General features: G+C 42.9%; 14 protein-coding genes. 9 read left to right on the top strand and 5 right to left on the bottom strand.

The annotated features are described in order from the left end of the window. Positions 1 to 13 precede the first annotated feature (13 nt). The 4 genes from V7K46_RS29475 to trpD all read left to right on the top strand — a co-directional run bounded on the left by V7K46_RS29475 (position 14) and on the right by trpD (position 2,849). Positions 14 to 277 (top strand): hypothetical protein, encoded by a 264-nt coding sequence (locus V7K46_RS29475; protein WP_335119592.1) that lies wholly within the window; start codon positions 14 to 16, stop codon positions 275 to 277. Continuing rightward, entirely contained in the window at positions 268 to 525 is a 258-nt protein-coding gene (locus V7K46_RS29480; RefSeq protein ID WP_335119691.1) for a helix-turn-helix transcriptional regulator, read from the top strand. The genes V7K46_RS29475 and V7K46_RS29480 overlap by 10 nt, the downstream gene beginning before the upstream one ends. A gap of 281 nt (positions 526 to 806) precedes the next feature. After that, positions 807 to 1,694, top strand: coding sequence for a DNA adenine methylase (locus V7K46_RS29485; protein ID WP_335119693.1), 888 nt, complete (start codon positions 807 to 809; stop codon positions 1,692 to 1,694). A gap of 75 nt (positions 1,695 to 1,769) precedes the next feature. Continuing rightward, the gene (trpD, locus tag V7K46_RS29490; protein WP_335119594.1) at positions 1,770 to 2,849 is read left to right on the top strand and encodes an anthranilate phosphoribosyltransferase; all 1,080 of its coding nucleotides are present in this window, start codon (positions 1,770 to 1,772) and stop codon (positions 2,847 to 2,849) included. Here trpD and V7K46_RS29495 read toward each other — a convergent pair. Beyond that, entirely contained in the window at positions 2,779 to 3,825 is a 1,047-nt protein-coding gene (locus V7K46_RS29495) for a retropepsin-like aspartic protease family protein (RefSeq protein ID WP_335119596.1), read from the bottom strand. The genes trpD and V7K46_RS29495 overlap by 71 nt on opposite strands. A gap of 225 nt (positions 3,826 to 4,050) precedes the next feature. On the opposite strand from V7K46_RS29495, the gene carA reads away from it, so the two are divergent. The 5 genes from carA to V7K46_RS29520 all read left to right on the top strand — a co-directional run bounded on the left by carA (position 4,051) and on the right by V7K46_RS29520 (position 8,460). After that, positions 4,051 to 5,217 (top strand): glutamine-hydrolyzing carbamoyl-phosphate synthase small subunit, encoded by a 1,167-nt coding sequence (carA, locus tag V7K46_RS29500; protein WP_335119598.1) that lies wholly within the window; start codon positions 4,051 to 4,053, stop codon positions 5,215 to 5,217. A 152-nt stretch (positions 5,218 to 5,369) separates the two neighbouring features. Beyond that, positions 5,370 to 5,741 (top strand): STAS domain-containing protein, encoded by a 372-nt coding sequence (locus V7K46_RS29505; RefSeq protein WP_273769590.1) that lies wholly within the window; start codon positions 5,370 to 5,372, stop codon positions 5,739 to 5,741. Between the two features lie 574 nt (positions 5,742 to 6,315). Beyond that, positions 6,316 to 6,792, top strand: a complete 477-nt coding sequence (locus V7K46_RS29510; RefSeq protein WP_335119601.1) for a Mini-ribonuclease 3 — start codon at positions 6,316 to 6,318, stop codon at positions 6,790 to 6,792. Positions 6,793 to 6,885: 93 nt separating this feature from the next. Beyond that, positions 6,886 to 8,064 carry a 23S rRNA (guanosine(2251)-2'-O)-methyltransferase RlmB gene (gene rlmB / locus V7K46_RS29515; protein WP_335119603.1) on the top strand — a complete coding sequence of 393 codons (1,179 nt, stop codon included), beginning with the start codon at positions 6,886 to 6,888 and terminating at the stop codon, positions 8,062 to 8,064. A gap of 87 nt (positions 8,065 to 8,151) precedes the next feature. Then, entirely contained in the window at positions 8,152 to 8,460 is a 309-nt protein-coding gene (locus tag V7K46_RS29520) for a DUF1816 domain-containing protein (protein WP_335119605.1), read from the top strand. Between the two features lie 163 nt (positions 8,461 to 8,623). Here the strand turns inward: V7K46_RS29520 and V7K46_RS29525 are convergent, their stop codons facing one another. The 4 genes from V7K46_RS29525 to V7K46_RS29540 all read right to left on the bottom strand — a co-directional run bounded on the left by V7K46_RS29525 (position 8,624) and on the right by V7K46_RS29540 (position 13,042). Continuing rightward, positions 8,624 to 9,484: an alpha/beta fold hydrolase gene (locus tag V7K46_RS29525; protein WP_335119607.1), complete on the bottom strand. Its 861-nt coding sequence runs from the start codon at positions 9,482 to 9,484 to the stop codon at positions 8,624 to 8,626. Next, positions 9,484 to 9,843: a hypothetical protein gene (locus V7K46_RS29530; RefSeq protein WP_335119609.1), complete on the bottom strand. Its 360-nt coding sequence runs from the start codon at positions 9,841 to 9,843 to the stop codon at positions 9,484 to 9,486. The genes V7K46_RS29525 and V7K46_RS29530 overlap by 1 nt, the downstream gene beginning before the upstream one ends. Positions 9,844 to 10,305: 462 nt before the next feature. After that, entirely contained in the window at positions 10,306 to 11,184 is an 879-nt protein-coding gene (truB, locus tag V7K46_RS29535) for a tRNA pseudouridine(55) synthase TruB (protein ID WP_335119611.1), read from the bottom strand. A 142-nt stretch (positions 11,185 to 11,326) separates the two neighbouring features. Further along, entirely contained in the window at positions 11,327 to 13,042 is a 1,716-nt protein-coding gene (locus V7K46_RS29540; RefSeq protein ID WP_335119613.1) for an alpha/beta hydrolase, read from the bottom strand. Positions 13,043 to 13,172 lie beyond the last annotated feature (130 nt).

A 13,172-nucleotide genomic window follows, 5' to 3' on the forward strand; every position in this document is an offset into this window, starting at 1 on the left:
ACAGGAGACGCTCTTGCGTTCGGGCATCCTACGGCAGGCGTTGGCAAAGCCATCGCTTTCGTGTTTAATAAAAGCAAATTTGCTAAGTTCCTATATTGAATTTGGGCAGTCGTTGATTAAATTCGGGCAGTCGTTGATTAAATTCGGGCAGTTGTTGATTAAATTCGGGCAGTTGTTGATTAAATTCGGGCAGTCGTTGATTGAATTCGGGCAGTCGTTGATTGAATTTGGACAGTTGTTGATTGAATTTGGACAGTTGTTGATTGAATTCGGGTAGCCACAAAGGGCTTACGCACTCTTGAACGTGGTTTTCAGCGACTCTTTGGTATTACCGTATTTGATTACTTGACAGATAGACGCATGGAGCAAGCAAAACGCTGGCTCAGAGAAGGAAATCGCACAGTGCTGCAAGTGGCAATTATGAGTGGTTACTCCAATCCCACACATTTTAGTGTTGCTTTTAAACGTAAGTTTGGTATCTCTCCGAGCCAGTGTTTGCTGGGAAAAAAGTCTGTTTGGCGATGATTAGTTTTGTATTGGGGTAGACGTGAGTCATCCAATTCCTGTAATCTACACTTCGAGTTTATTCAGAAATATTCTCAACAAACAGGGTTTTGGTTACTGGAGTGTGAGGAATTATTGTGAAAATTTAGAGCTTGTTGTCTAATATTTGGCTATGGTTGGTGATGAGTTTTCTGCCAATGTTTATGGCACAATCTGTAGGGGCAAAAGTCAAACAAAATTCGCCAACAGTAATTACAAAAATTAAGTCACTGAGCGAGATTGAACGCCCAGCCACAAATATTATGCTCAAAAGCCCTCTGCGATATCCTGGCGGTAAGTCAAAAGCAATAAATCAAATAGTTGAATATTTACCAGAGAGCTTTTCTGAATTTCGAGAGCCTTTCGTGGGTGGTGGTTCTCTATTCATTTATTTAAGACAAAAGTTTCCTGATATCAAGATTTGGATTAACGATTTAAACCGCGAACTATTCTTATTCTGGAAGTTTGCTCAATCTGATCTAGCTCAGTTAGTGAAAGAAGTTAGACATATTAAAGTCAAATATACAGAGGGCAAATTACTCTTTACAGAATTTACGAAGGTAGATGTCAATAATTTATCTGATTTAGAAAGAGCCGTTCGCTTTTTTGTCCTCAACAGAATTACTTTTTCCGGGACTGTAGAATCAGGTGGCTTTTCCCAAGAAGCTTTCCATAAAAGATTTACTGATTCTTCAATAGAACGATTAGAAAAGTTAGAATATATTCTGTCAGAAAATGTCCAAATTACTAATTTGGATTACAGCCACTTATTAAAATTAGAAGCAAAAGATGTATTTTTATTTTTAGATCCACCATATTTTAGTGCTACCAAATCAAAGCTATATGGTAAAGATGGTAACTTGCACACCTCTTTTGAGCATCAGAGATTTGCTGAACTTTTGCAACAATGCTATCATCGCTGGCTAATTACCTACGACGACTCACCGCAAATTAGAGAGAATTTTCAATGGGCTAATATCTCAGCATGGGAATTGCAGTATGGGATGAATAACTATAAGCAGAGTGGTGCGGCTAAAGGAAAAGAGTTATTTATTACTAACTACAAAGTTAAACTTGATTTGGAAAAAAAATCACAAGTTCAGAATCTTGCTAATCCAGCTTTGCAATTAAGCCTTGAGATTTCACTCTAACTTTGATAGCTTCCAATTTTCAGGTAGGATAACCCCATAGCTCTCAATATAGCTACAACACCACAAACCTTAGCTATGACAACTTCCCCAATCCCTGCTCAAGAATCCTCTGTTAGCTGGTATATCCTGCTGCAACAATTAATAGATGGCCAATCCTTGTCCCGTACTCAAGCTGCTGAATTGATGCAAGGTTGGCTGAGTGAAGCGGTTCCCCCAGAGTTATCAGGGGCTATTTTAACAGCGCTGAACTTTAGAGGCATTTCTGCTGACGAGTTGACCGGCATGGCTGAAGTATTACAATCTCAATGTTCCCCACTCAGCACTCAGCACTTACCAGGGGCTAAACACCCCGCTACTGTAATAGATACCTGTGGCACTGGTGGAGATGGATCATCAACCTTTAATATTTCTACAGCGGTTGCATTTGTCGCCGCTGCTTATGGCGTACCCGTCGCAAAACACGGCAATCGTTCAGCCTCAAGTCTCACGGGGAGTGCTGATGTCTTGGAAGCTTTGGGTGTAAACTTGAGTGCTTCTACTGAAAAAGTGCAAGCTGCACTACAAGAGGTGGGGATCACTTTCTTGTTTGCCCCTGGTTGGCATCCAGCCCTCAAGGCGGTTGCCTCATTACGGCGGACTTTGAAAGTGCGAACAGTTTTTAATTTGCTTGGGCCGTTAGTAAATCCCTTGCGTCCAACTGGGCAGGTGGTAGGGTTATTTACTCCCAAACTTTTGGCAACTGTTGCTCAAGCCTTAAACAATTTGGGCAAGGAAAAGGCAATTGTGCTGCACGGGCGAGAAAAACTCGATGAGGCTGGGTTAGGAGATGAAACCGACTTAGCGGTGTTATCAAATGGAGAAGTGCAGTTAACTACCATTAATCCCCTGGATTTGGATTTAACGCCTGCTACCATAGGTATGCTTCGGGGTGGGGATGTCCAAGAGAATGCGGTGATTCTCAAGGCGGTACTCCAAGGTAAGGGAACTCAAGCGCAACAAGATGCAGTTGCCTTAAATGCGTCGTTGGCGCTGCAAGTAGCGGGTACGCTCACATTGCTGGATCATGCCGAGGGTATTAAAATCGCTAAGGATATCCTACAAAGTGGGGCTGCTTGGACAAAGTTGGAGCAGTTAGTTGAGTTTCTGGGGAATTGATTTGCGATCGCAATTGCGGGCGAAATTCTACCACATTACGTTTGATGGTAACATCGTAGTTGCCAAAAAAGTCATGTCCTAAAAGTCCAGTTTCTAGTTCTGCCCCTGCGATCGCTACTGCTACTTTATTCACTATTACCCCGCCAACTGCCATCGAATTAACGTAGCCCACAGGAAATTCTACAGCTCTTGAACTAGCGGTGTTTGCCTTAGCTCTCCCTACTGGCACTATACCCAAAGCATCGGCCATCTCTTGGGTGATTACAGTGCCACTGGCTCCTGTATCCACAATCATCTCAAATTGTCGCTGACCATTGAAGGTGACTTCGACAATTGGCGTTCCACCAATTCGCCTTTTAATCGGGGCTGTAAATACTGCTTCATCTGGAATCAGCACTACTGATGAGGGCAAACGTGGTGGTGGTAACGGTTTTGTTTCTTGTAGAGGCGATAAAGGTGAGGTATACTTTGGTGTGGTTGCTGGGTGGGGAACAAGAACTACTATCCTCTTCCGTTCGGCAACACGCACAGGGCGAGGATTAGCTTGCAGTTTGGCATATTTGATTTGGCGTCGATATTCAGTAATCTTGGTTTGAGCGATCGCAAATTCCGGGCTTTGTCGCCGTACTCTTTGCATCAGCGCGATCGCATCCTGGTACTGATTCGCCACCAAAGTCCAATCACCTGGGGATTGAGCAGATTGGCTGATACTCCAAGCGCCAACGGCTTTGTCTAGCCCCATCTCAAAAAGACTTGGTTCAGTTTCAGATGGCTCTAGCGGTTGTGCTTCTGGGGTAGCTGTTGGTGTTGCTGGTTCGACGGCAGGCTGTATTGATCGCAGATCCCCAATTGGCGAGGGTTGCTCATTGCCACCAGTCGCAATGTTCCCTTTGTCTTCACTACAGGCAACACACAAAACCGCTAGAGCGCTTGAGAGAAAAATTAGCGTTGCACGGGATAAAAAGGACTGAAGCATAATTAATTTTAACTGCCCAAGCTTTGCCAAATCCACTCCAGCTACTTTAATTCCCTTTTAATTTTAATTAACTATTCTAAAAACTCCCAATTGCTCAACTCATGGCATAATTAACAATCGCAGCATTAGGCCATGGGGCATAGAGAATGGGCAATAGGGAAGAGTTTTCCCAATGCCTAATGCTTAATGCCCAATGCCCGATCCCCCGTACCCAATTTATCGCCTATGTCCCTGACTGACGCAATACCAGCTTTACTTGTCCTGGCAGATGGAACCATCTATCGCGGTTGGTCTTTCGGTGCGACGGGAACCGCGATCGGAGAAGTGGTGTTTAACACTGGTATGACTGGCTACCAAGAAGTACTGACTGATCCTAGTTACTGCGGTCAGATTGTCATTTTTACCTATCCTGAATTAGGGAATACTGGCGTCAATCCTGAAGATGAGGAATCAGATGGCCCCCAAGTGCGAGGTGCGATCGCGCGCAATATTTGTCACCGACCAAGTAACTGGCGATCGACACAATCCTTACCTGATTACCTTAAACAAAACCAAGTACCAGGGATATACGGCATCGATACCCGCGCCCTCACCCGCAAAATTCGGATGTTTGGAGCAATGAACGGTGGTATTTCCACAGCCATTCTTGATGAGGGGGAATTGCTAGAGCAGGTACAGGCAGTTCCCAAGATGGCGGGATTGAATCTGGTTCGTGAAGTCACCACCCCAACGGCTTATGAATGGTCAGATCCCACAATTCCAGCTTGGGAATTCAACTCTGAGGCTGCGGAAAATCTTGGGGAACCCTTTACTGTTGTTGCCCTTGACTTTGGCGTAAAACGCAATATCTTGCGTCGCTTAGTAAGTTATGGTTGTCGGGTAATTGTTGTGCCTGCTGATACGCCACCAGAGGAAATCCTCAACTACAATCCAGATGGTGTGTTTCTTTCTAATGGGCCTGGCGACCCTGCTGCTGTCACCGAAGGGATTGCAACTGCCAAAGCCCTCCTATTAAGTCAAAAACCCATCTTTGGGATTTGTATGGGACACCAAATTTTAGGTCATGCACTAGGAGCAGAAACCTATAAACTCAAATTTGGTCACCGTGGTTTAAATCAGCCTGCGGGCTTACAACAACGGGTAGAAATTACTAGCCAAAACCACAGTTTTGCTATTGACCCAGATTCTTTACCTACGGCAGTTGTGGAAATCAGTCACCTAAACTTAAATGATCGCACCATTGCCGGGGTACGTCACAAATCTCTGCCTGTATTCTCCGTACAGTATCACCCAGAAGCCAGTCCTGGCCCTCACGATGCTGATTACTTGTTTGAGCAATTTGTTCAAGTCATGCGAACAGCACGTCAAGCCGTGGCAGCCGAGGTCAGGTAAAAATAGGGAATAGGAACTAGGGACTAGGGAATAAGATTAAAAATACTATTTTCCAATCTCCAATCCTCAATGCCCAATGCCCCAGAAGATTGTAGACAACTTGCTCGAAAACCATCTATACTTGAGCGTTCACTTTCACTCATGAGGAGGGAATTATTGCTGAACCACTGAATCTAACCGTTAGCCTGAGGGGCACTCGTGAAGTCCGGGATAACTGCCAGCTATTCCGCCTCACAGGTTTGTTAGATGCCTTTTCTGAACCAACATTTCGCAAAGTACTTGGCAGCAAGATTGACGAGGGCCCTAAGCACATCATTTTGGATCTCTCACAAATTGACTTTATTGATAGCTCTGGCTTGGGTGCTCTGGTGCAGCTAGCCAAGCAGGCTCAAACTGCTGAAGGCACTTTGCAAATTGTCACGAATGCCCGTGTAACTCAAACGGTCAAGCTTGTTCGCCTAGAGAAGTTTCTCTCCCTGCAAAAATCAGTTGAAGACGCTCTAGAAAACGTTAAGCAATCTTGATTGCTTGAACCGAGAGATCAATTCAGCTATCCACATTCAACATTGGATAGCTTAATTTTTAAAACTTCTGGCAGAAAACCTCTCTCCTTGTGGGGGAGGCACAAAGCCAGTTGAGTTATTATGTTTAAAGTTGAGTAATAACTAAAGATATAGACACCCAGTTATTAAGTATATAATCGTTGGCTAGAATATTCGGATAAACAATTAAGTCTGAAAAAGTTCTAGCAAATACAAAGCCAGCAGATTTGTCTATATGTAAACTTGACTTGATACTGTATAGTTAGAAATTGTCGCTTACTAAGTAAGCCTGGCAATGCGCTCAAGTCAAAGGGTGAGTTTGATGTCAAAATTTTACCCGATCTTAGGCACAGACCACAAGAAGTAGGTGAAATTTGGTTTATAGGCGTTGACATCAAGGTGATTTAAAATGCCAACTCTCAAGCAAAAAGATGAAATTAGGAAGTAATTTTGATAGTATTGATTATGCTAAGTATACTATCATGGCATACTTCATAAAAATCAGTCTTTGCGAAGAATGCCTGCCAAATGTAGCCCGTCAAGGAATGATTTATTTGTGAAGTCACAGGAGGAACTATTAGATGGACAAGATGAAACTCCTAAACAGAGTTTATCTTGGACTGAAGCACTCTTGGTAACCACAGGGCCATTCCAACAGATTTCCCTTTCACAAGTACAACAAATTTCTCCTACTGCTTTAGCATATTTGGGGGATGCAATTTATGAGTTGTATGTTAGAATGTTATATCTACTGCCATTGCAGCGGTCAGGAATTTACCATAGTCTGGTAGTGGAGCAGGTAAGAGCGGAAACACAAGCCCTACATTTGCGATCGCTGATTCCTCATCTAAGAGACACTGAATTAGAAATTGTCCGACGGGGTAGAAACGCCGCTACAGGACGCCCAAAGCGACTTAATCCGGAAATTTATCAACAGGCTACTAGTCTAGAAACCTTAATTGGCTACTTATATCTTACCGATTACCAGCGTCTAACCGAACTGTTGCAAATACTTCATGTAGAAAAAGAGTGAAAAACTCAATTTCACAGTAGCCACAGCAGTAAATTAGGCTCAAGAAATTGAGGGAATCGGGATGACCAACTATACGCTATATCCATAACTCAAATGCAGAATAAACCAAGAAAAGTCAAGACTTCTAGCGAACCAAATCGTGGACAACCCGTAAAAATTCAGGGTAAGCGTGTTGTTAGTAATCCCACTCGTAATCCCAGAAAAATAGATAGCAATCCCATCTCTGTCGCTAATCCCACTCGCAATCCCAGAAAAATAGATAGCAATCCCATTTCTGTCGCTAATCCCACTCGCAATCCCAGGAAAATAGATAGCAACCCCATTTCTGTTGCTGATCCCACTCGCAATCCCAGGAAAATAGATAGCAACCCCGTTTCTGTTGCTGATCCCACTCGCAATCCCAGGAAAATAGATAGCAACCCCGTTTCTGGCAACTCCCGACAACGAAATAGCAACTTCTCCCAGGCGTCTGTATCTACACCGACAGAAGAAGATAGCGATCTCATCTACGGTCGTCATCCAGTATTGAGTGCGTTGCAAAATCAGCGCAATCTCAATCGGATCTGGATTACTACTCGTCTGCGCTACGATCCCAGCTTTCACCATTTTCTCCTGCAAGCGAAGGAAAATGGCACAGTTATTGATGAGGTTGAACCCAAGCGCTTAGACCATCTCACCAACGGGGCTAATCATCAAGGTGTGGCGGCACAAATTGCTCCCTACGCCTACATCGAATTGCCGGATCTAATTGAACAGACAAAAGCTGTAACCGATCCTGTAATTGTCGTGGCTGATGGAATTACTGATCCCCACAACTTGGGAGCAATTATTCGCACCGCCGAAGCAATAGGCGCTCAAGGATTGGTGATTCCCCAGAGAAGGGCATCTGGGATCACTTCCACTGTCATGAAAGTAGCAGCAGGTGCTTTAGAAAATTTTGCTGTAGCTAGAGTTGTCAACCTCAGCCGCGCCTTAGAAGAATTAAAAGCAGCTGGCTTTTGGATTTACGGCACTGCTGCAAGTGGGAGCGAACCCGTGCATACAGTCAATTTCACTGGGCCAATCGTTTTGGTAATCGGCTCAGAAGGCGAAGGTCTGAGTATGTTAACTCAACGCTCCTGTGATTTTTTAGTATCGATTCCTCTACAGGGTAAGACACCCAGCCTCAATGCTTCCGTAGCAGCGGGTATGGCGCTTTATGAAATTTATCGGCAGCGATCGCTAAACACGCTGCACTTAGATAAATTACAAAAATTTTCTTTGAAAAAATAATAGTAAAAGAGTATAAATAAATGTAAAAGATAATCAAGTAGTATATCGTTTAATACCCTGTAGCACGTTTATAAATCGGCGAAAATCATGAAAACTATTTGGCATAACCTCAAGGAAGTGTTAATTAACACATTCGACTACATCGGCTTGGCTTGGTGGGTAGAGATTGTGACGCAGAATCCCCGCTGCACGTACTACTTCGGCCCATTTCTGAGTTCTTCTGAAGCAAAATTGTCAAGTACTGGATATATAGAAGATTTGGAAGTAGAAGGAGCGCAGGGAATTGCAGTGAATGTCAAGCGCTGCAAACCTAATACTTTAACAATCGCTGAAGACTTGGGGGAAAAGATTGACCGCAAAGTACAGCCTGACTTTGGCGGTCAAATTTTAAGTTAGGCCAGAGAATGAAAACAATTCGTAATTCGTAATTTGTAATTTCGAGTTCTAATTACGAATTATTTGTTCAATAGTCAAAAACCCTTGGACTTTTGACTATTGACGGGGCGGTTGGTACACACGTTTGAAAGTCTATATTAACTGTTCAAGAATTCCCCCTACTTTAGACATGGGCAGTATCAATACCAATTACCTGCGGATGAACTTTGAGCCAATGGTCAATGTCATTCAGCACCTGCTGGGGAATTTCCCACGGGAAAAGATGGGCGGTGTTGGGATAGCACTGCCACTGAGAATTTTGGAGGTGTTGAGCAGTTTCTAAGCTGGAATCAGATGTGATGTGGCGGTCTTGGTCACCAGCAAGTACTAAACTAGGACATTGTATTTGTTGCAAATCTAGAAGTCGGTTGTATCCTGATTGAATTGCACTATAGAGGGCGCGAGTAGCAGCAGGAGAGGTTTGCAAATAAGCTGGTACTGCAACAGTTGCGATATAGTTGTAAGTGGTAGATGTATGTTGTTGGATTAGGTAGCGGAAAAGCGATCGCTTGCCAAAAGTTTCAATATTCCATTGCCAACTCGGTTTTATATAGTTTAGTAGGCCAGCAACACCAGTATATAAATTATCTTGCCAAGTGATGGTCGGATGACTGCCACGCGGTTTTGCGGCTGTCGCTACTAAAATCAGCCCTGTAACGCGCTCTGGCAAACGTAATGCCAATTCCATTGCCAGAATGCCCCCAAGTGACCATCCCAATATTAGGCACTTTTCAATCTCAAAACGGTCTAGCAGGGCTTGTAAATCGGTCAAATGGTCATCCATATCAAAATTGCTATTGCAGCGACTTTTGCCATATCCACGTAAATCAGGGGCAAAAGTTTTATAGCGTTTTGATAAATGATTGGTAAAGACAGATAGACTACGACCAGAACCAGGATGACCGTGTAAGCCCAAAATGGGGAATCCTTGACCTTGGATGTAGACATTAAGACGTGCAGCAGTGGTGATATGGCGATCGCTCATTACTCCCCGTTCTCCTGTCTGCCGAACAAATGTTCTAGAATGGGTTGACTTTCTGTTCTCAACCCTCTAATTTCCGATCTGATTTCTCTGAATTCGGTGACAATTCCTTCAAAGTTATGTTGAGTTGCTTGATGGTTGAGCTGATGGATTTCAACTACCTGCATCAAGGAATTTACGGTTGAGGGTAGTTGGGCGTAGACGCGTTGGCGCAGCCTCTCGTAGAGAAGCGGCTTGTCGCCAGACATCGCAATATTCGCTTCTATGGCTACTCTATTACCATCTATAGCTCTCGTATTCGCTTCAGCGCTTTGTGCTGTCCGTTCTCGGATTGCCTCAATCCGATCTAGCCTTTGTGTCATAGCAGTTGCTTATATTATTCTTCTAATTGTGTCACACGGCTAGTGGTGAAGCATTCCAGTGTTTAGTTAAAGTTCAAGCTTTTGGAGATAATCTCAGGACTTACGCACGGGTCATGGAAGAACGAACCACAGAGACACAGAGTACACGGAGGAATGATTTGAGAGGTTTTTTGCGTAAGTCCTAAATCTATTAAAGTTAGTACTTGGCGATTCGCTACTATAAGATTTACAAATACTAGAGCTTATACTTACGTAATTCAGAAACGTTTAAATGTTTGCCATTCTGGTCATATTTGCTCGCTTGCAAACCAAACTAGCAAGTTACTCGTTGTTTTATATGTGATATCAGATTGAATATCTGCCCAATTATTGGGTAAAGCTCCCATTTAATTTACTATTGGTGAAAATTTTACAGATTGTGCCCAAATGTGTTCAAATTAAAACCTTCAATTTACCACACTTTCAAGAAATAGGTTCAAAAACCATTTGGGGAATCAACACTTCCTCTTGTAATTGCCCAATACCTAAAAAGCGAGTCTCTTGATCATAAACTCTCACTATTCCAGAAACATCGAAAGTTAGAGAAATTCGCTGACCTTGACACCATTTTTGAGCAGATGTTGCTGGTAAAGTTACAGATGACAAATGTTTCAAGGCGGCATCAGGTACAAAAGGTTGAAATGTCTGGGCTTGGAGTTTAGTTTCTAAGTCTGTGAAAGTGAGACTATCTGTTAAATCGAAACCACTGCTTTGGGTGCGGATCAAAGCCGCAAGAGTGCCACCAGTTTCTAAAATTGCACCTAAGTCACGAGCGATCGCTCTAATATATGTACCAGAACCACAGGCGATCGCCACATCCAATTCCGGAAAATCTCCTTCTCTCCAGTCCAAAATATCTATCTGAAAAACTTCCACTGTTCGCACTGGAACTTCCACCGTTTTACCTTGGCGTGCTAAGTCGTAGAGACGTTTACCATCCACTTGGATTGCACTGTAAATAGGTGGTATTTGCTCAATCTTACCTTCAAATTGTGCCAGTGCAGTTTTCACTTCTGCTAAACTCAATCCAGCACAAGGTTGAGAAGTGATGATTTCACCTTGTAAATCATCAGTTGTAGTACGTACACCCAGCCGAATGGTGGCTTTGTAAGCTTTGTTTTCTGGCAGATATTGCAATAATCTTGTGGCTTTACCAAGGGCGATTGGTAATACCCCGGTAGCTGCTGGATCTAAAGTTCCCGCATGTCCCACACGTTTGAGGCGCAACAATTTTCGCACCCGCGCTACGCAGTCGTGGGAAGTCCAGTCAAATGGTTTGTTTAAGTTGAGAAAACCTTGCACAGTGAAATTTTATAAGTTTGACAATAGGCATTCTGCTATATAAATACAAGACTTGTCTAGACATTTATGCCTACATGTCAAATAAAAATCATTACATGCAGCAATGCAACACCAATATCCAACATCCAAAATCCGAAGCTGACTATGGTGTTGGGAACTTTTTTTTTAAAGGTTTTCCTCCTTCCAAATCCAGCAATTGAGCCAATTCTATTGTATTCAATGACTTGACAAGATTTAAACCAAGAGACTTACTAGAAATGCTTTGAGTGTAAGCGGCGTTAAGGTAGGGGGTGTATTGTGACCTTCCTGAAACATAGGTTTGGAAGAAAGGTAAACTTAAAACATTCATGTAACGACGCGCTTGGGAAGCATCACCAATCATATCGGCAGGTAATGCTACTTGTTGATTTGCAGGGTTGCCATTGCCAATGGTGGAAAAGTGGGTGCCACCTACAAGCATGACGAGATACTTTTGTGAATTAGCGAACCAGGAGAAAGGTAGAATTTGTTCGGATAAAGCTGGTGCAACTGTATCATCACTACTGCTGACAATCATCACTGGAGTTTTAATTTGACTTAAGCCAGCTTTGCCGAAAATAGAACTAGTAATGGGATTAACTGCGATCGCAGCTTTTACTCTCTCATCCCGCAGGTTATAATCCTTGGCAGATTTGCTGATGTTCAATTCTAAAGCACGACATTGGAGCAGTAAAGACATGTTCCAGGTATTTTGCAGCACTGCTGGTTGACAGTCTTGTTTTAGCTGCTCAAAGTTGATTTTAGCGCCTGCCAGGGTCAAGGCTGTGTAGCCTCCCAAAGATTGACCAAATACTCCAACTTTTTGCAGATTTAATCGACCTTTAAATCGTGAATCAGATTGGTTACCTTTTTCCAATTGATTCAATATATATGTTACATCCAAAGGTCGGTCTTTAAATTCACTTGGTTCTGCTACATCATTGGCGCGTCCATTCAACAGAGAATGTAATTGTTTAGCATCACTACCAGGATGATTGGGAACGGCGACGGCAAATCCGTAGGAAGCTAGGTGAGTGGCTAAATATTGAAAGTTGCTGCTGTCTAAACCTAAGCCGTGAGAAATCACAATTACGGGTGCAGGATTCTGGACATTGGGAATATAAACATCAGTTAATAAAGGCCGATTGCGGGTTGAGTCGAAAAACTTCAGGGTATATTTTTGTGATTTAAACTTTCCCGGAACCTGTAAATCAGACAATTGCGAGAAAATTGGTTGTTTTATGGAAGCAGCTTCAATCTTAGACTCTTGGGAAACTGCTGCGATCGCTCGATGGGTTTTATTAGCAAGTTTCTCCAATTCTGTAGCTATTTCCAAAGTCTGCACTACATCAAGGTTAATGCTGTTGGTGGGATATTTACGCAACACATTTAAAAGTGTCAAGCCTCCTGATTCAGCAGAGGCTAAAATTACCGCCGAACGCAAAGCATGAAATTCTGGTTCTGGTTGAGGAGATTTGGTTTTAATCACTTGCGCCAACCGATGCAGCAAAAATTCTCCTTGCGGTGTGTAGAGAAATTGTGAAAGTACTACTGGACTAACTTTCACACGATTAAGTAAAATCTGCCGTAATTCTTGAAGCTGTTGAAGAGGCAGATATTGCTGATAGGCTGCCAAATCGTCGTCAATTACACCTGTTTTCGCGTAGTTTTCTAAAGTAGTGACTGAAATAGAAAGCTCTAAAGCTGAATAAGATGCATAAATCCGCTCTGCTGCCAAGACAGAATTACTAATTCCAAACGTTGGCAGCATCATTGAAAGAACCAGCAACAGGAAATTTTTTCTCAAGGTGCTGGCCCAATTACCAAACAAACTATTCATCGCTCAACTGTTTCGGTGGTCTGGTTTTATTCGGTGTTGGCTTTGGTAGTTATTCGGACACCCTGCTTGGTTTACTTAAATTATTAGCCTCAATTTTATCAAAACAGAATTTAGGAGTCAGTCGTTATAA

Source organism: Nostoc sp. (assembly GCF_036917395.1).
Lineage (GTDB): Bacteria > Cyanobacteriota > Cyanobacteriia > Cyanobacteriales > Nostocaceae > Nostoc.

Coding starts and splice junctions, on each gene's coding strand:
- V7K46_RS29485 (WP_335119693.1), top strand. CDS start 807: ATGCTCAAAAGCCCTCTGCGATATCCTGGCGGTAAGTCAAAAGCAATA.
- V7K46_RS29525 (WP_335119607.1), bottom strand. CDS start 9,484: ATGAGCGATCGCCATATCACCACTGCTGCACGTCTTAATGTCTACATC.
- V7K46_RS29495 (WP_335119596.1), bottom strand. CDS start 3,825: ATGCTTCAGTCCTTTTTATCCCGTGCAACGCTAATTTTTCTCTCAAGC.
- carA (WP_335119598.1), top strand. CDS start 4,051: ATGTCCCTGACTGACGCAATACCAGCTTTACTTGTCCTGGCAGATGGA.
- trpD (WP_335119594.1), top strand. CDS start 1,770: ATGACAACTTCCCCAATCCCTGCTCAAGAATCCTCTGTTAGCTGGTAT.
- V7K46_RS29540 (WP_335119613.1), bottom strand. CDS start 13,042: ATGAATAGTTTGTTTGGTAATTGGGCCAGCACCTTGAGAAAAAATTTC.
- V7K46_RS29530 (WP_335119609.1), bottom strand. CDS start 9,843: ATGACACAAAGGCTAGATCGGATTGAGGCAATCCGAGAACGGACAGCA.
- rlmB (WP_335119603.1), top strand. CDS start 6,886: ATGCAGAATAAACCAAGAAAAGTCAAGACTTCTAGCGAACCAAATCGT.
- V7K46_RS29520 (WP_335119605.1), top strand. CDS start 8,152: ATGAAAACTATTTGGCATAACCTCAAGGAAGTGTTAATTAACACATTC.